Source organism: Streptomyces sp. NPDC079141 (assembly GCF_040686775.1).
Classification (GTDB): Bacteria; Actinomycetota; Actinomycetes; order Streptomycetales; family Streptomycetaceae; genus Streptomyces.
Window position 1 is genome coordinate 99,151 of the sequence record NZ_JBFBLP010000022.1, and the last position, 17,290, is coordinate 116,440.

17 protein-coding genes are annotated in these 17,290 nt (G+C 71.4%); 12 read left to right on the forward strand and 5 right to left on the reverse strand.

Going from position 1 to position 17,290, the window contains the following annotated elements; genetic code table 11:
- Positions 1–5: 5 nt before the first annotated feature.
- Both AB0Q90_RS37855 and AB0Q90_RS37860 read left to right on the forward strand, forming a co-directional pair.
- On the forward strand, positions 6–365 hold the full coding sequence (locus tag AB0Q90_RS37855; protein WP_363164918.1) for a MerR family transcriptional regulator: 360 nt from the start codon (positions 6–8) through the stop codon (positions 363–365).
- 119 nt (positions 366–484) lie between these two features.
- Positions 485–1,609, forward strand: a complete 1,125-nt coding sequence (locus AB0Q90_RS37860; RefSeq protein WP_363164919.1) for a dipeptidase — start codon at positions 485–487, stop codon at positions 1,607–1,609.
- 12 nt (positions 1,610–1,621) lie between these two features.
- Here AB0Q90_RS37860 and AB0Q90_RS37865 read toward each other — a convergent pair whose 3' ends face one another.
- Positions 1,622–1,981 (reverse strand): VOC family protein, encoded by a 360-nt coding sequence (locus AB0Q90_RS37865; protein ID WP_363164920.1) that lies wholly within the window; start codon positions 1,979–1,981, stop codon positions 1,622–1,624.
- A 264-nt stretch (positions 1,982–2,245) separates the two neighbouring features.
- On the opposite strand from AB0Q90_RS37865, the gene AB0Q90_RS37870 reads away from it, so the two are divergent.
- The 3 genes from AB0Q90_RS37870 (at position 2,246) to AB0Q90_RS37880 (ending at position 4,270) form a co-directional block, all read left to right on the forward strand.
- Positions 2,246–2,668: a peptidase inhibitor family I36 protein gene (locus tag AB0Q90_RS37870; RefSeq protein WP_363164921.1), complete on the forward strand. Its 423-nt coding sequence runs from the start codon at positions 2,246–2,248 to the stop codon at positions 2,666–2,668.
- Positions 2,669–2,748: 80 nt separating this feature from the next.
- The gene (locus AB0Q90_RS37875; protein WP_363164922.1) at positions 2,749–3,705 is read left to right on the forward strand and encodes a hypothetical protein; all 957 of its coding nucleotides are present in this window, start codon (positions 2,749–2,751) and stop codon (positions 3,703–3,705) included.
- 64 nt (positions 3,706–3,769) lie between these two features.
- The gene (locus AB0Q90_RS37880; protein WP_363164923.1) at positions 3,770–4,270 is read left to right on the forward strand and encodes a CGNR zinc finger domain-containing protein; all 501 of its coding nucleotides are present in this window, start codon (positions 3,770–3,772) and stop codon (positions 4,268–4,270) included.
- A 154-nt stretch (positions 4,271–4,424) separates the two neighbouring features.
- Here AB0Q90_RS37880 and AB0Q90_RS37885 read toward each other — a convergent pair whose 3' ends face one another.
- Positions 4,425–5,063: an NAD(P)-binding domain-containing protein gene (locus tag AB0Q90_RS37885; RefSeq protein ID WP_363164924.1), complete on the reverse strand. Its 639-nt coding sequence runs from the start codon at positions 5,061–5,063 to the stop codon at positions 4,425–4,427.
- 65 nt (positions 5,064–5,128) lie between these two features.
- Between AB0Q90_RS37885 and AB0Q90_RS37890 the strand changes: the two genes are divergently transcribed.
- Positions 5,129–5,524: a helix-turn-helix domain-containing protein gene (locus AB0Q90_RS37890; protein ID WP_363164925.1), complete on the forward strand. Its 396-nt coding sequence runs from the start codon at positions 5,129–5,131 to the stop codon at positions 5,522–5,524.
- Here AB0Q90_RS37890 and AB0Q90_RS37895 read toward each other — a convergent pair.
- On the reverse strand, positions 5,514–6,857 hold the full coding sequence (locus AB0Q90_RS37895) for a UDP-glucose/GDP-mannose dehydrogenase family protein (RefSeq protein ID WP_363164926.1): 1,344 nt from the start codon (positions 6,855–6,857) through the stop codon (positions 5,514–5,516). The genes AB0Q90_RS37890 and AB0Q90_RS37895 overlap by 11 nt on opposite strands.
- Before the next feature lie 192 nt (positions 6,858–7,049).
- Between AB0Q90_RS37895 and AB0Q90_RS37900 the strand changes: the two genes are divergently transcribed.
- The 4 genes from AB0Q90_RS37900 to AB0Q90_RS37915 all read left to right on the forward strand — a co-directional run bounded on the left by AB0Q90_RS37900 (position 7,050) and on the right by AB0Q90_RS37915 (position 12,552).
- Positions 7,050–8,207 (forward strand): acyl-CoA dehydrogenase family protein, encoded by a 1,158-nt coding sequence (locus tag AB0Q90_RS37900; RefSeq protein ID WP_363164927.1) that lies wholly within the window; start codon positions 7,050–7,052, stop codon positions 8,205–8,207.
- A gap of 144 nt (positions 8,208–8,351) precedes the next feature.
- A complete protein-coding gene (locus AB0Q90_RS37905; RefSeq protein ID WP_363164928.1) occupies positions 8,352–9,182 on the forward strand; it encodes an SAM-dependent methyltransferase in 831 nt (276 codons plus the stop codon).
- Positions 9,183–9,273: 91 nt separating this feature from the next.
- The gene (locus AB0Q90_RS37910) at positions 9,274–9,639 is read left to right on the forward strand and encodes a four-helix bundle copper-binding protein (RefSeq protein WP_363164929.1); all 366 of its coding nucleotides are present in this window, start codon (positions 9,274–9,276) and stop codon (positions 9,637–9,639) included.
- Positions 9,640–9,861: 222 nt separating this feature from the next.
- Positions 9,862–12,552: a S8 family serine peptidase gene (locus tag AB0Q90_RS37915; RefSeq protein WP_363164930.1), complete on the forward strand. Its 2,691-nt coding sequence runs from the start codon at positions 9,862–9,864 to the stop codon at positions 12,550–12,552.
- Positions 12,553–12,623: 71 nt separating this feature from the next.
- Here the strand turns inward: AB0Q90_RS37915 and AB0Q90_RS37920 are convergent, their stop codons facing one another.
- A complete protein-coding gene (locus tag AB0Q90_RS37920) occupies positions 12,624–13,904 on the reverse strand; it encodes an LCP family protein (protein ID WP_363164931.1) in 1,281 nt (426 codons plus the stop codon).
- 119 nt (positions 13,905–14,023) lie between these two features.
- Here AB0Q90_RS37920 and AB0Q90_RS37925 point away from each other — a divergent pair, with 119 nt between their 5' ends.
- Positions 14,024–14,581, forward strand: coding sequence for an acyl-CoA thioesterase (locus AB0Q90_RS37925; RefSeq protein ID WP_363164932.1), 558 nt, complete (start codon positions 14,024–14,026; stop codon positions 14,579–14,581).
- 91 nt (positions 14,582–14,672) lie between these two features.
- Here the strand turns inward: AB0Q90_RS37925 and AB0Q90_RS37930 are convergent, their stop codons facing one another.
- Positions 14,673–16,118 (reverse strand): LCP family protein, encoded by a 1,446-nt coding sequence (locus AB0Q90_RS37930; RefSeq protein ID WP_363164933.1) that lies wholly within the window; start codon positions 16,116–16,118, stop codon positions 14,673–14,675.
- Between the two features lie 127 nt (positions 16,119–16,245).
- On the opposite strand from AB0Q90_RS37930, the gene AB0Q90_RS37935 reads away from it, so the two are divergent.
- Positions 16,246–17,283, forward strand: a complete 1,038-nt coding sequence (locus AB0Q90_RS37935) for a glycosyltransferase family 2 protein (RefSeq protein ID WP_363164934.1) — start codon at positions 16,246–16,248, stop codon at positions 17,281–17,283.
- Positions 17,284–17,290: the final 7 nt, after the last annotated feature.

The following is a 17,290-nucleotide window of genomic DNA, read 5'->3' on the forward strand; positions in this document are numbered from 1 at the left end:
GGGCCATGCGGATCGGTGAGCTGGCCCGGCGCACCGGAGTGAGCGAGCGGTCGCTGCGCTACTACGAGACCCGGGGGCTGCTGCGGGCCGAGCGCACCCCGGGCGGCCACCGGGACTACCCGGAGGCGGCCGTGGACCGCGTCATCCGGATCCAGGAGCTGTTCGCGGCGGGTCTGCACAGCAGCCGTATCGCCCAGCTGCTGCCCTGCATGCGGGACGCCGACGGCGGGCCCTCGGCCGTCGCCACGCCCAGGCTGGTCCAGGACCTGACCGAGGAGCGCGACCGCATCGACCGGATGATCGCCGAGCTGGTGCGCTCCCGGGAGACGCTCGACGAGGTGATCGAGGCGGCGCAGGAACAGTGAGGCGCCGACGGGGTCGCTGAACCGGCGGACGCCCGAACGCCCCGTCCACCAGGAAGCCCCCCGGCACCCCGTGCAACGGTGACCGTACACCGACCGCTCGCGCACGTACGGAGACCGCCATGGCAGACCTCCAGGACGACCTGCACCCCACGACCGAGGTCGGTTCGCTCGACGACCTGCCCCTGGACGACCCCTTCCCGGTCGAGCCGCCCGCCGCGGCCGCCCTCGACCCGGACGCCGAGCCGCTGGAGCGCGCGCACGCCCTCCTCGCCGCCCACCCCGTCGCCGACGGCTACAGCGGGCTGCCCTGGGCGCTGCGCCATCTGCCCTGGTACGACCTGGAGCTGGGTGAGAGCGCCGTCGACACCGACGTACCGCGGCTGCGCCAGGGCCATGTCGGCGCACTGTTCTGCTCGCTGCACCTGCCCGAGGGACTGGCCGCCGACCGGGCCGTGGCCGCCACCCTGGAGCAGCTGGACCTGGTCCGCACGGTGATCGCGTCCCACCCCGAAGGGCTACGGCTGGCCCACACCGCCGGGCAGGTCATCGACGCCCGCAACTGCGGCCGGGCGGCGGTGCTGCTCGGCCCGGCCACGGCCGCCGCCCTCGACGACTCCCTCGGCATCCTGCGCGTGCTGCACAGCCTCGGACTGCGTGTGCTGACCCTGGCCGGCACCTCCTGGGCCAGCGAGGCGGGCCTGACCCGCTTCGGCGAGGAGGTCGTCCGCGAGATGAACCGGCTCGGCGTGCTCGCCGACCTCTCCGGTGCCTCCGAGCAGACCAGCCGGCGGGTGCTCGCCGCCTCCAAGACGCCGGTGCTGTTCACCCGCTCGGCCGCCCGCGCCCTGCGCCCGCACCCCGCAAACCTCCCCGACGACCTGCTCGCCGAGCTGGGGGCCGCGAAGGGCCTGTGCATGGTGCCGCTGACCGCCGAGCAGACCGGTCCCTCGGTCCGGGACGTCGCCGACCACCTCGACCACGTCCGCGCGGTCGCGGGCCCCGGCTGTGTGGGCCTGGCCGGCACCTACGACGCCGGCACCGCCCACCCCCAGGACCTCGCCGACGCCTCCTGCTACCCGCACCTCGTCGCCGAGCTGCTGCACCGCGGCTGGTCGGAGGCCGACCTTGCCCTGCTGACCTGGGGCAATGCCCAACGAGTCCTGCGCACCGCCGACTTCACGGCCCGGGCGGCCCAGCAGCGCCGGGAGCCCTCGACGGCGAAGATCGCGGAGCTGGACGGCTGACGCGCGCGGGGTTCAGCAGGCGCACAGGCAGAACGGGTGCCCGGCCGGGTCCGCGTAGACCCGGAAGGTCCGCGTGCGGTCCTCGGTGTCCAGCGGCTTCGCGCCGAGTGCCAGGACGCCCTGCTCGGCCGCGTCCAGGTCGTCGACGGCCAGGTCGAGATGGAACTGCTGCGAGTGGTCCGGCGCGGGCCACTTCGGCGGTACGAAGCCGGGGGCGGCCTGGAACGCGAGCTGCTGCCCGCCGGGCACCTTCAGGTCCACCCACTCTCCCTCGCCCTCCACGGTGCCGCCGAGGACACCGGCGTAGAACTTGGCCAGGGTGCGGGGGTCGGGACAGTCCAGGACGACGACGTCCAGCTTGGCGAGAGCCATGACTTCCTCCTTGAAGCGACGGTTGCCGTTACCTCTAAAGGAGAGTAGCCGGTAACGGTGACCGTCCGCCTCCCCATTTGGAGAAGCCCGCGACGGGCCTGGTCAGGGGTCGGTGGACGCCCCATGTGCCCCTCGGGTAACTTGCGTTCGGGGGTTGATCAATGCGGAGGCCGTGCACGGAACGGGGAAACGCGCCCGGTCCGTGCGGAGCGCTGCGCTGGGAAGCCCGCACTCATGAACGCACCTTCGCCCTAGGGGAATTACATGAAGAAGACGCGACTCGGCGCGGTGGCGATGGCGGCCGTCGGTACGGCCGCCATGGTCGGGATAGCCGCGCCGCCGGCCCACGCGGGCACCGCGGGCTACAACCTGTGCGCCGAGGCCACCAGCCTGTGGACCAACCGCATGTGTCTCTTCTACAACTCCGACCAGCAGGGGTCGTTCGCCGCGTTCACCCGTAGCGTGTCCGACCTGGAGCCCTGGATCTTCGGCCACCAGGGCACGACCAACGCCGGTCAGGGCGAGCCCGTCAAGAACAACGCGGCGAGCGCCGCCAACCCGGGCAGCCCCTGCTGGCGCGTGTACTACAACAGCAACTACGCGGGCCCCAACGACTACATCGGTGGCCACACGTACCGGCAGCTCGTCAACACGTACAACGAGAACGCCTCCGTGCTGGTCTGCTGACCGCTCCACGTACCGAACGACCCCTGGGTGCGGCCGCCTTCGCGGGCGGCCGCACCCGCCACCTCCCCGCTGGAGCCGAGATGAGACACCGACGCGCGCATACGACTCTCCTGGCCGCCCTGGTGTCCGCCCTCACGACGGGACTGCTCGGCGGCTGCTCGGCGACCGACGCGCACGAAGAGCCCGCGGCCCCCAGCGCGAAGAACTCCCGCCCCGCACCGAGCGACTTCGCCCTCCGGCATGTCGAACTCCCCGTCTCCGACTACCGGTTGAGCGCAACCGAGTACGCCGAGGTGTCCAGGGCGAAGAACATCCTCGTCACCGAGTGCATGGAACGGCTCGGGTTCTCCTGGAGCGCACCGACGCCCACAGTCCCGCGCCAGGACCGCAGATACGGCGTCATCGACCTCCCGGCCGCCCAGCGCTACGGCTACCACCTGCTGCCCGAGGACAACACGGCCCCGGAGCGCGCCGACCACGAGCCCTCGAAGGACGAGACGGACGCGCTCACCGGCGGGCAGCTCCTCGACGGCGACACCGGGCGCTCCCGCCTGCTCCCCGGATACACCGCCCCCGTACGCAAGGTCGGCGGCAAGAGCGTTCCGCCCGGCGGCTGTTCCCAGGAGGCGGAGCGGAAACTGCTGGGCCGCACGGACCTCACGTCCGAGGCCGGAGTGGTCAGCCGCATCAACACCGACTCGTTCACCGAGTCCCAGCAGAAGCCCGCGGTGAAGAAGACGCTGGCGGAGTGGTCCGCGTGCATGCGGAAGGCGGGCTTCGACTACCCCGACCCGCTCAGGAGCATCGCCACCGCCCGCCTCGATTCGCCCACCGTGCCCGCCGCCGAGATCGAGCTGGCGACCGCCGATGTGCGGTGCAAGGAGTCGGTGGACCTGGTGGACGTCTGGAGCCGCGCGGAGGCGACCGTCCAGCAGCGGATGATCAAGCAGCACGCCGCGGCGACGGCCAAGGAGCGCGCCGACAAGGCGACCCGCCTGCGCAACGCGGCCGAGGTGATCCGCGCCTCCGGGGAGTGACCACCCGGCCGCGTTACTGCCGATACCGCCCCGGAGGTAACGTCGCTGCCAGGAGGTCGACGACATGAGTGGCAAGGCAGTCGCCCCCGGCGGTCTGGCGCTGATCGAGAGTCTGGTCAACACGCTCGACATCGAGTCGGGCACGGACACGCTCGACTCGGCGGACGGACACGCCCGCTTCGGGCTCGCCGCGCAGGACGTGGCGGACGCACGGGAGCTGCGGGAGTCGCTGCGCGCCGCGCTGCTGGCCCACGCCGGTCACCAGCCGCATCGCGAGGTGACCCCGCTCGGCGAACTGCTGGCGCGGGCGCCGCTACGGGTGACGATCGACGAAGGCGACGGCTCGGCCGCACTGACCCCCACCGCCGACGGCACCCTCCTCTCACAGGTCGCCGCGGCGGTGGCCGAGGCACTCGTCGCCGGCACCTGGACCCGGCTCAAGGCCTGCGAGGCCGCCGACTGCCACTGGGCCTACTACGACCGCAGCCCCGCCGGACGCGGCCGCTGGTGCTCGATGCAGGTGTGCGGGGCGCGGGCGAAGATGCGGCGCTATCGGGCGAAGTAAAACGCGGCCGAGAGGTGTGCGGCAGAATGCCGCAAGACGCCGTTTCGGCCGACTGAGCCTCGGCCGAAGCGGTGTCGCCGCGCTGAGCTGGGCCGTTTCCGTCTGCGGGTGCGTGGGGGCTGGTCGCGCCGTTCCCCGCGCCCCTTCGGGGCGCTCACACCCCGGCGTACTCCCGTGGCGGAACGATCGCCTGCGCGTCCGCGCCCTCGCTCACCCACAGGCCGATCAGGAACGCGGCCGTCGCCTCCAGCAGGCCCGCGCGGTCCAGGCCGCCGCCGTTCACCGGGGTGCAGCCGAGGTCGCGTACGAGGTGTCGTACGGCGTCCAGGGCCGCCGTGTCGTCGCCGCACAGGGGTACGGCGAGCGGGCGGCCGTCGAAGACCGGCGGGGTCAGCCGCCACACGCTCTCGTGGCACAGGTTGAACGCCTTGACGACGTGGGCGCCGGGCGCCGCGGCGGCGATCCGCTCGGCGGCCGAGGGGCCGTGCCCGGTCGTCGGCCGGAAGCCGGGCCCCACCGGGTTGGTGCAGTCGATCAGCGTCCGGCCCGCCAAGGTGTCGCCAAGCCCGGAGACCACCTCGGCCGCCGCCGCGTACGGCACCGCGAGAAGCACCGCGTCCGTGCCGTGCCGTGCGGCCTCCCGCAGGGAACCGGCCCGCGCTCCGATGCCCGTCGCGAGCGCCGCCGTACGGCCCTCGTCCCGTCCGCCCACCAGGACGTCGTGGCCGGTCCGTGCCCACTGTCCGCCCAGCGCCCGGGCCATGGAGCCCGTGCCGATGATCCCGATCCTCATGGCGTTCCTCCCAAGTCGTCGCCTGGACAAGGAAATTAGCCAGCGGCTCGGGCACCATTCGGTAAGTGACCACCGACCAGAGCTTTCTCGCCGACTGCCGCGCCCGGCTCGCCTTCGACCTGCTCGCCAACACCTGGAACGCCGTGGTGATCTGGGCGCTCCGCACGGGCCCGGCGCGGCCCGGCGTGCTGCGCGAGCGGATCGGCGGCATCAGTCCCAAGGTGCTCACCGAGACGCTGCGCCGGCTGGAGTTCAACGGACTGGTGTCCCGCCGCGCCCACCCCGGCGCCCCGCCCCGCGTGGACTACCGCCTCACCGGCCTCGGCCGCAGCCTCCTGCCGTCGATCGAGGCCTTCGGCGCCTGGGCCTTCGAACACGGCGACGAGGTCATGGCCGCCCAGGAACGCGCCGAGTCGGCCGGCGGAGACGATCGGGGCCCGTCCGGCGAACCTAGGCCGTAGGACGTCCCATCGCCCGGTACGTCCAGCCCGCCTTGCGCCACAGTGCCGGGTCGAGGGCGTTGCGGCCGTCGAGGATGAGACGGGTGGCCGCGACCTCGCCGAGCGCCCCCGGGTCCAGCTCGCGGAACTCGCTCCACTCGGTCAGGTGCAGGACGACATCGGCGCCGCGGACGGCCGCCTCGGCGGAGTCGGCGTAGCCGAGGGTCGGGAAGAGACGGCGGGCGTTGTCCATGCCCTTCGGGTCGTAGACCGTCACCTGGCCGCCCTGGAGGTGGATCTGCCCGGCGACGTTCAGCGCGGGCGAGTCCCGCACGTCGTCCGAGTCGGGCTTGAAGGTCGCACCGAGGACCGCCACCCGCTTGCCGAGGAACGACCCGCCGCCCAGCGCCTCCCGCGCCAGCTCCACCATCTGGCCGCGCTGGCGCATGTTGATCGAGTCGATCTCGCGCAGGAACGTCAGCGCCTGGTCGGCGCCCAGCTCACCGGCCCGGGCCATGAAGGCACGGATGTCCTTCGGCAGACAGCCGCCGCCGAAGCCGATGCCCGCCCGCAGGAACTTGCGGCCGATCCGGTCGTCGTAGCCGATCGCCTCCGCGAGCTTGGCGACATCGCCGCCCGAGGCCTCGCACATCTCCGCCATCGCGTTGATGAAGGAGATCTTGGTGGCGAGGAAGGAGTTGGCGGAGGTCTTCACCAGCTCGGCCGTCGGGAAGTCCGTGACGACGAACGGCGTGCCCTCGGCGAGCGGCGTGGCGTACACCTCGCGCAGCAGCTTCTCGGCGCGCTCGCTGCGCACGCCGACCACGATCCGGTCGGGGTGCAGGGTGTCGTTCACGGCGAAGCCCTCGCGCAGGAACTCCGGGTTCCAGGCCAGCTCGGCGTCCTGCCCGGCCGGCGCGTGCTCGGCGAGGTAGGCGGCGAGGCGCTCGGCGGAGCCGACCGGGACGGTGGACTTGCCGACGACGAGCGCGGGGCCGGTCAGGTGCGGGGCGAGCGCGGCGAAGGCGGCTTCGACGTACGACATGTCGCACGCGTACTCGCCGTGCCGCTGCGGAGTGTTCACGCACACGAAGTGGACGTCGCCGAACGCCCCCACCTCGGCCCAGTCCATCGTGAAGCGCAGCCGCCCGCTGGAGCCCTCGATGCCCGCCACGTGCTTGCGCAGCAGCTCCTCAAGACCGGGCTCGTACATCGGGACCTGGCCCCGCTGGAGCATCTCGATCTTCTCGGGCACGACATCCAGGCCCAGGACCTCGAAACCGAGCTCGGCCATGGCCGCGGCGTGCGTGGCGCCGAGGTAGCCGGTACCGATCACGGTGATCTTGAGGGCCATGGGGACTCCAGTGGGGTGGGGCGGCGTCGGTGCGCTGCCCGAGCATAGTCGGGGCATGAGAACGCGCCCCACCGGGCACTTTTCCCGCTGTCGCCAAGCTCACGTATCCGTTGCGTGAGCAGCCCCCTAAAATTTGAGTTACTTAACGGTAATTAGCACAGGCATCGCAGCGTCTTTGGAGCGTGAGAGACCTTGGCCGGATCGGCTGACTTCGACCTGTACCGCCCGTCCGAGGAGCACGACATGCTCCGTGACGCCGTCCGCTCGCTGGCCGAGGCGAAGATCGCGCCGTACGCCGCCGCGGTGGACGAGGAGGCCCGCTTCCCGCAGGAGGCGCTGGACGCCCTGGTTGCCAACGACCTGCACGCCGTGCACGTGCCGGAGGAGTTCGGCGGCGCCGGCGCCGACGCGCTGGCCACCGTGATCGTGATCGAGGAGGTCTCGCGCGTGTGCGCGTCCTCCTCCCTCATCCCGGCCGTGAACAAGCTGGGCTCGCTGCCCGTCATCCTCTCCGGCTCCGAGGAGCTGAAGAAGAAGTACATGACCCCGCTCGCCAAGGGCGACGCGATGTTCTCGTACTGCCTCTCCGAGCCGGACGCGGGCTCCGACGCGGCCGGCATGAAGACCAAGGCGGTCCGCGACGGCGACCACTACGTCCTCAACGGCGTGAAGCGCTGGATCACCAACGCGGGCGTCTCCGAGTACTACACGGTCATGGCCGTGACCGACCCGACGAAGCGCTCGAAGGGCATCTCGGCCTTCGTGGTCGAGAAGAGCGACGAGGGCGTCTCCTTCGGCGCCCCGGAGAAGAAGCTCGGCATCAAGGGCTCCCCGACCCGCGAGGTCTACCTCGACAACGTCCGCATCCCCGCCGACCGCATGATCGGCGAGGAGGGCACCGGCTTCGCCACCGCGATGAAGACCCTGGACCACACCCGCATCACCATCGCGGCCCAGGCCCTCGGCATCGCCCAGGGCGCCCTGGACTACGCCAAGGGCTACGTCCAGGAGCGCAAGCAGTTCGGCAAGCCGATCGGCGACTTCCAGGGCATCCAGTTCATGCTCGCCGACATGGCCATGAAGATCTCGGCCGCCCGCGCCCTGACCTACCAGGCCGCCGCCGCCTCCGAGCGCGGCGACGCCGACCTCACCTACCTGGGCGCGGCCGCCAAGTGCTTCGCCTCGGACGTGGCCATGGAGGCCACCACGGACGCGGTCCAGCTGCTCGGCGGCTACGGCTACACCCGTGACTACCCGCTGGAGCGCATGATGCGCGACGCGAAGATTACGCAGATTTATGAGGGCACGAACCAGGTCCAGCGCATCGTCATGGCGCGCAACCTGCCGTAGCGACGACTGGAGGAAGCCCCCGGCACATCCGTTGCCGGGGGCTTCGCCGTTTCCTGGAGCTTGGTCAAGTACCCGCCAAAGAGGCCGAGTTGTGCCTACGTTGGTGCGCATCCCGACCGTACGCGTCCGAAGGAGACCGGCGTCATGTCCGACCCCATCCCGCCATCGCACGACGACGAGGGCGTGGCCCGCGCCGCCCGCCTGCGCACGGACGTCTCCCACTCGGCGCGGATCTGGAACTACTGGCTGGGCGGCAAGGACCACTACCCGGTGGACGAGGAGGTCGGCGACCAGATCCTGTCGTTCGTCCCGGCCCTGCCCCGTTCGGCGGTGGCGGACCGGCACTTCCTGGAGCGCGCGGTGCGCCATCTCGTAGAGGAGGCCGGCATCCGCCAGTTCCTGGACATAGGCACCGGCCTGCCCACCGCCGACAACACCCACGAGGTCGCCCAGCGGATCGACCCGTCCTGCCGGATCGTCTACGTCGACAACGACCCGCTCGTCCTCACCCACGCCCACGCCCTGCTCACCAGCGCGCCGGAGGGGGCCACGGACTACATCGAGGCCGACGTCCACGACCCGGAGGCGATCCTGGCGGGCGCGGCCCGCACCCTGGACCTCACCCGGCCGGTCGCCATCACCATGCTGGGCATCCTGAACTTCGTCATGGACACCGACGAGGCCGCCGCCATCGTCCGCCGCCTCCTCGACGCCGTCCCTGCCGGCAGCCACCTGGTCGTCTCCCACCCCACCACCGAGGTCGACGGTGAGGCCATGAGGACGGCCGTGGAGTACTGGAACGGCCAGGGCTCGGCGCCCATGACGCTGCGCAGCCGCGCCGACCTCGTCCGCCTCTTCGAGGGCGTCGAACTCCTCGAACCCGGCCTCGTCTCCTGCTCCCGCTGGCGCCCCGACACGACCGACGGGGAGATCGTCGAGGTCACCCATTTCGGCGGCGTGGGCCGCAAACCGTAGCTTTCGCCGGTGGCGCCGGGCGCCGGGCAGGCGTACGACGGAGGGGACGCGGGGCCGACCCCCGGGCCCCGCATTCCCTCCAGGAGGAGCCATGCAGGAGCAGACCGGATCCATGACCGCGATGAGCAAGGAGATGCAGGACTGCGTCGAGGCGTGCATGAACTGCCACAGCGTGTGCGAGGAGACCATGAGCAGCTGCATGCAGATGGGCGGCCAGGCCCAGATGCAGATCATGCGCGCGCTGATGGACTGCGCCGAGACGACCCGCATGTGCGCGGACATGATGATGCGCCGCTCGCCCATGTCGGCCGAGATGTGCGCGATGTGCGCCAGGGCCTGTGAGATGTGCGCGGAGGCGTGTATGTCCATGCCGGACGACCCGCAGATGATGCGCTGCGCCGAGGCGTGTCGCCGCTGTGCGCAGAGCTGCCGCACGATGGCCGGCGCCACCATGTGACCGCGGTCCCACGACCGTCCGAGGGGCATCCGCGAGGGTGCCCCTCACTACGCAGTCCAGGGCCCGGCCGGTCGGCCGCTCGGCGTATCTCGGGCTGCTTCCCGGACGCGGCCCTGGGCGGGCCGTACGGCCAGGAGGAGGGTGGTCCCGCATGGTTGCCGACCCCCGCCGCGTCGGCGGGATCCGTCGGCGACAGACCACGAGCGCCAACGGGGGCACCACATGAGCACATCAGCGCCAGAGTTCAGTTACGTCGACAAGGCGAGCGGCCGCCGCCGGACCTTCCGGCCGTCCGGGACCGAGGCCATGGTCCTGCTGCCGTCCGAGGCCACGGGCGAGACGGTCGACCACCTGGTCGAGGCCCGGCCGCTGCTCTCCGTCAGCCAGGGCTACAACCTCGACCGCGGATTCGCCGCGGTCTACCTCGACCCGGCGGCCCACACGGACGCGGCCGCCCTCACCGAGCAGCCGGAGGTCGTCGACTCACTGCCGGTGATGATCGACGAGGACGGCGCGTCCCGGTACTTCGTGCCCGGCGAGCTCACGGTGCGGTTCCGGTCCGACGTCGACGCGGCGCGGGCCGAGGAGATCATCGCCGAGCACGGCAGCAGCATCGCCGTGGCCCAGCGGACGCCCGGGTACTACACCCTGAAGGTCCCCGAGGGCCACGACCTCTTCGCGACGATCGAGGAGTTCTCCGAGGTGCCGGAGGTGCGGTTCGCCGAGCCCTCCGAGGCCGGGTTCAACGACGCCCAGTATGTGCCCGACGACCCCGACTTCGCCCGCCTGTGGGGCATGCGCAACACCGGCCAGACCGTCGACGGCGTCGTCGGCACGGCGGGCGTCGACATCGGCGCCACGGACGCCTGGGACCTCACCCGTGGCGACCCCGAGGTGATCGTCGCCGTCATCGACACCGGCGCCGACCTCGACCACCCCGACCTCGCCGCGAACCTCCTGCCCCGGGGCAGCGAGGACTGGGACTTCTCCGACGCCGGCGACCGGGTACCGGAGGACGAGGACGGCCACGGCACCCATGTCGCCGGGACGATCGCCGCCGTCGACAATACCCTCGGGGTGATCGGCGTGGCACCCGGCTGCCGGGTCATGCCGCTGCGCGTGAACCTGACCGCCGGCATGAACCAGAACCGCGCCGACGCCATCGACTACGTCCGCCGGCAGTCCCTCGCCCACCTCGACCGCCGCTACGTCGTCAACTGCAGCTGGCGCGCCAACGGCGACCACGCCGGTATCCGCACCGCCATCCAGGACGCGGTCGCCGACGGCGTCCTCATCTGCTTCGCCGCGGGCAACGCCAACAACAACACCGACATCACCCCGCAGTACCCCGGCGTCTACCCGGAGGTCGTCTCGGTCGCCGCGCTGGACCAGAACAACGTCCGGGCGACGTTCTCCAACTTCGGCACCAACGTCGACGTCGCCGCCCCGGGCGTCAACATCTGGTCGACGTACCTCAACGGCAACCACCGCTTCCTGGACGGCACCTCCATGGCGAGCCCGCATGTCGCCGGTGTCGCCGCCCTGGTGTGGTCACGCAACCGCGAGCTGACCAACGCGCAGGTCCGCCGGATCATCGAGAGCACCTGCGACGACGTCGACGCGGCGAACCCGGGCTTCGTCGGCATGCTCGGCCGCGGCCGGGTCAACGCCCGCCGCGCCGTCACCAGCCCCCTGGTCGTCCCCGCGGCCGCGCCCGCCGGCGCCGACCTGACCGGCGACGGCCGGGCGGACATCGCGGGCTTCGGCGACGCGGGGATGTGGGTGTCGCTCAACAAGGGCGGCGGCTCGTTCACCGCGCCGAAGATGGTGATAGCCAACTTCGGCTACACCGCGGGCGGTTGGCGCACCCAGAAGCACCCGCGCCTCCTGGCCGACCTGACCGGCGACCGCCGCGCGGACGTCGTCGGCTTCGGCGACGCGGGGGTGTGGGTGTCACTGAACCAGGGCGGCGGATCGTTCACCGCGCCGAAGATGGTCGTGGCGAACTTCGCGTACGACGCGGGTGGTTGGCGGGTGGAGAAGCACCCGCGCTTCCTGGCCGACGTGACGGGCGACGGCCGGGCGGACATCGTCGGGTTCGGCAACGCCGGGGTGTGGGTGGCGCTGAGCAACGGCAACGGCACGTTCCGGAACCCGGAGCTGATGGTGTCGAACTTCGCCTACGACGCCGGGGGTTGGCGGGTCGAGAAGCACCCGCGCTTCCTGGCCGACCTGACCGGCGACCGGCGCGCCGACATCGTCGGCTTCGGCGACGCCGGAGTGTGGGTGTCCCTCAGCAACGGCGACGGCACCTTCGACGCCCCGCAGCTGGCGGTGCGGAACTTCGCGTACGACGCGGGTGGTTGGCGGGTGGAGAAGCACCCGCGCTTCCTGGCCGACGTGACGGGCGACGGCCGGGCGGACATCGTCGGGTTCGGCAACGCCGGGGTGTGGGTGTCGCTGAACAGCGGCGACGGCACCTTCCAGGACCCGCAGCTGGTCGTACAGAACTTCGCCTACGACGCGGGTGGTTGGCGGGTCGAGAAGCACCCGCGCTTCCTGGCCGACCTGACCGGCGACCGCCGCGCCGACATCGTCGGGTTCGGCAACGCCGGGGTATGGGTGTCGCTCAACAACGGCGACGGCACCTTCCAGGACCCGCAGCTGGTCGTACAGAACTTCGCCTACGACGCGGGCGGCTGGCGGGTCGAGAAGCACCCCCGCTTCGTGGCCGACCTGACCGGCGACCGCAGCGCGGACCTCGTCGGGTTCGGCGACGCGGGAGTGTGGGAGGCCCTCAACGGTGGCAAGGGCGGCTTCGGCACGCCTCAGCTGGTCGTCGGGAACTTCGGGTACGCGGCCGGCGGCTGGCGGGTGGAGAAGCACCCGAGGACGGTCGGCGGAAGGGCGTAGGAGCGGCAGGGTGTAAGAGGTGAGGGCGGTCCGCCGGGGACGCGATGCCCGGCGGACCGCCCTCCACGCGCTCAGTTGCCCGAGACGGTGACCTTCTCGTCGTTCTTCAGCTGGTTCACCAGCGTCTTGACCTTCGTCATGTCCCACTGGAGGTTGCCGTTCGAGGCGTTGCCCGCGAGCGGCATGTTCATCGACTTGCCGTCGCCGCCGCTGACGCCCTTCATCGCCCAGAACATGTCGACCAGGTCGAACAGGCTCATGTCCTTGTCGACGACCAGGGTGTCCAGGCCCGCGCTCATCGTCGGGTACAGCTTGAACGGGTTGAGCACCGTGCTCGGGGTGGCGACCTGGTTGGCCAGCGCGGAGAGGAACTTCTGCTGGTTCTTCGTGCGGTCCAGGTCGGAGCCGGCCAGCGCGTACCGGGTGCGGACGAAGGCGAGGGCCTCCTCGCCGTTCAGGGTCTGCTTGCCCTCCTTCAGGTCGGCGCCGGACTTGGAGTCCTTGATGCCGCCCTTCGGGATCTCCATCTCGACACCGCCGACCGCGTCCACGATGTTCGCGAAACCGGCGAAGCCGATCTCGACGTAGTGGTCGATGTGCAGTCCGGTGTTGTACTCGACCGTGCGCACCAGCAGGGTCGGGCCGTCGATCGAGTAGGCGGCGTTCAGCTTGTTCGCGCCCATGCCCTCAAGGATCTTGCCGGACTCCGAGCCCTGGAACTTCGGGATCGTGACGTTGGAGTCGCGCGGCAGCGAGATCAGCGTCGGGCCGTTGTCACCGGTGTGCAGGATCATCATCGAGTCCGTGCGCTTGCCCTCGGCGGACCCGGTGTGGAGATCCTTCTTCTGTTCGTCGGTCATGCCCTCGCGGCTGTCGGAACCGACGATCAGGTAGTTCGTGCCCTCGCCCGCCTCCGGCCGGTCGATCACCTTCGACAGGTCGACGTCACGGTTGAGCTTGGAGTCGGCCCAGAAGTACGTGCCGACGGTCGTCACGACCAGCACGGTCACGACCGTGATCGCGGTCCACTTGATACGGCGCCGCCAGTTCGGCGCGGGACGCGGCTCGCGCATCCCGCTGCCGCCGTCCTGGCCGCCCGGGGGCGAGCCGTAGACCTGGCCGGTGTTGTAGCCGCTGTCGTAGTCGCCGTACCCGTCCTGGCCCGGTCCGTCGTACGACGGCTGCGAGGGCACTCCGTACGGCGGCGCCGGCTGGCCCCCGCCGGGCGGTGCCGCCGGACCGCGGCGGACCTGCCGCATGACACGGGCGCTCTCGGGCTGTGCGCTCGCGCTGCCGTGTCCGTAGCCGCTGCCGCGGTTGTCGTCGGACCATCCTTCGGGCCAGTTGTTCATGGGCCCCAGTGTGCAGGGCACGGCTGTGTGTCTTACAAGGGTCGGCGGAAAATAGGGGCGGTGCTGTTGCGAACCCGACACAAATTCCGCGTCTGTCACCTCGGCATAAGGTGGAGGCCATGACAGAACAGGCCTCGGCAGTGGAATCGGACACCCCGGAGATCCCGGGCAAGCCCACTTCCGCCTCGCGCACCACGCTCAGCCACATCATGACGCACAGTGACACCAACCTGCTGGGCACGGTGCACGGCGGCGTGATCATGAAACTGGTCGACGACGCGGCGGGCGCGGTGGCGGGGCGGCACAGCGGCGGACCCGCGGTCACCGCCTCCATGGACGAGATGGCGTTCCTGGAGCCGGTCCGCGTAGGCGACCTCGTCCACGTCAAGGCCCAGGTCAACTGGACCGGCCGCACCTCGATGGAGGTCGGCGTCCGCGTCCTCGCCGAACGCTGGAACGAGTCCACGCCGCCCACCCAGGTCGGCTCGGCCTACCTGGTCTTCGCCGCGGTCGACGCCGACGGCAAGCCCCGCCGCGTCCCCCCGGTCGTCCCGGAAACGGAACGCGACAAGCGCCGCTACCAGGAGGCCCAGATCCGCCGGACGCACCGGTTGGCCCGCCGCCGGGCGATCATGGAGCTGCGGGAGAAGAGGGCGGCGGAGGGCATCGAGGACTAGCACCAGCGCAGCTTCCTGGGGCGGCATGGGTGGGCGCAGTCGGCACCCCGCCGCGCCAGGCTGCGCACCCACCCCCGGCCTCAGCCCCGGACTACTTGCACCCCACTTCGTCCCCTCGCACCACTCCGGCCTCCCCCCGCGCAGGATCGACCGCACGCACCTTTCGGACCTGCCGGAAGTCCGCCCCCGCGATCACCTTCAGCGTCGCCCCCAGCCCCTTCACCGGCCGCAGCTCGCTGCCCGGCAACGCCGCGGCCAGCGACTTCGCCGAGCGGTCCCAGCGCGGGTCGTACGCGACGACCGTCCGCCGGACCTCACGGTCCGCCGCGTTCACCGGCACCCGCGTCGTACGGAACCCCGTGGAGGCGAGCGCCGCGTCCACCCGCTTGCCCAGCCCGGCCGTCCCCGTCCCGTTCTCCACCTGCACCCGGATCTGCTGCGGCGCGACCTCCACCTTCAGCGCCTTGCCCTCCGTCCGCCGCACCGACAGCGGCTTGTCCTCGCGCAGGGCCGAGAACAGCCGTTCCGCCTTCGCCGCGTCCCACTTCAGCGTGGATCCGACACCCTTGACGACGTACCCCATCTGCCCGATCGGCACGGTCGTGAACTCCGAGGACGAAGGGGAGAAGTTCCGCATCGCCCGCCCGAGGTCGAGCAGTTCGTCCGTGCCGAACTCCTTGTCCGCGCGCACGGACCCCAGCACGGCCCGGGTCACGTCCCGGAACTTCATCGGGTTCAGCAGGATCCCGGACGAGGTCGCCCGGTCCACCAGCGCCGCCAGGAAGCGCTGCTGCCGCTGCATCCGGCCCAGGTCCGAGGCGCCGTCCACATGCCGCGCGCGCACGTACTGGAGCGCCGCCCCGCCCTTGAGGTCGTGCGTCCCCGCCGGCAGGTCCAGGCCGGTGTACGAGTCCTTCAACGGCTCGGCGGTGCAGATCTTCACCCCGCCCAGCACGTCCACCGTCTTCATGAAGCTGGTGAAGTCGACCTCCAGATAGTGGTCGATCTTCACCCGGGTCATCGCCTCGACCGTCCGCACGGTCAGCTGCGGCCCGCCCTCCGCGTACGCCGCGTTCAGCTTGATCGGATGCCCGTGGTGCCGTTTCCGGCTCGTGGCGTCGACATGCGCCGGCGTCATCGCGTACGAGTCGCGCGGCAGGCTCACCACGCTCGCCCGCTCCCGGTCCTCCGAGATGTGCACGATCATGATCGTGTCCGTGCAGTGGCAGGGCGCCCCGCCGAGCCGGTACAGCCGCCGCTCCTCCTCCGAGATCCGGTCCCGCCCGTCGGTGCCGACCAGCAGCACGTTCATCCCGTGGCCCGCCCGCGGCCGGTTCTTCATGTCCTTGAACGGGTCCACCCGCGCGATGTCCGCGTCCAGGCTGGTCACGACCGCGTGCCCGATCCCCGCGGAGGCCAGCACCACGACCGACAGCGTGGTCACCGCCCGCATGGCCCAGCGCGGCTTCTTGCGCCGTACGGGGGGACGCCGGCGGCGCTGCGGCGGCCTGGAGGGGGAGCGGGGCGGCGTGGGCATGGGGGACACCTCCGCGAGGGCCGTACGTGGGATCTTGAGCACCGTAGGCCCATACGATCTGTGGCCCGGTGCACCGCCCCGGGCGGCGCGCACCGGTGTCCCCCGTTCGCGGTAACGTGAGGCCCCTATGAACGCCAAGCCCGACGTGCAGCTCCCCGCCGTGTCTGTGATCATGCCCGTCCTCAACGAGGAACGGCATCTGCGCGGAGCCGTCCAAGCGATCCTCGCGCAGGAGTACGCCGGCGAGATGGAGGTCGTGATCGCCCTCGGTCCGTCCACGGACCGCACGGACGAGATCGCCGCCGAGCTCGTACGCGAAGACCCCCGCGTCCACACCGTGCCGAACCCGACGGGCCGCACGCCCGCCGCGCTGAACGCCGCGATCAAGGCCTCCCGCCATCCGATCGTCGTCCGCGTCGACGGCCACGGCATGCTCTCGCCGAACTACATCGCCACCGCCGTACGGCTCCTGGAGGAGACCGGCGCGCAGAACGTCGGCGGCATCATGCACGCCGAGGGCGAGAACGACTGGGAGCACGCCGTCGCCGCCGCGATGACGTCGAGGATCGGCGTCGGCAACGCGGCCTTCCACACCGGCGGCGAGGCCCAGTCGGCCGAGACCGTCTACCTCGGTGTCTTCCGGCGCGAGGCGCTGGAGCAGCAGGGCGGCTACAACGTGGAGTTCATCCGCGCCCAGGACTGGGAGCTGAACTTCCGCATCCGCGAGGCCGGCGGCCTGATCTGGTTCTCGCCCGAGCTGAAGGTGTCGTACCGCCCGCGGCCGAGCGTGAAGGCGCTGGCCAAGCAGTACAAGGACTACGGCCGCTGGCGGCACGTCGTCGCCCGCTACCACGCCGGCTCCATCAACCTGCGCTACCTCGCCCCGCCGACCGCGGTGTGCGCCATCGCGGCCGGCCTGGTCGTGGGCGCGGCCCTCACCCCCTGGGGCTTCCTGATCCCGGGCGGCTACCTCGCGGCGATCGCCCTCGGCTCCCTCCCGGCGGGCAAGGGCCTGCCGCTGAAGGCGCGGCTCCAGATCCCCGTCGCCCTCGCCACCATGCACATGTCCTGGGGCTGGGGCTTCCTCACCAGCCCGCGCTCGCTGGCCCGCAAGGTGATCGCCTCCCGGCGGCCCGCGGTGCTCAGCACCACCAGTCAGGGCTGAGCACCCG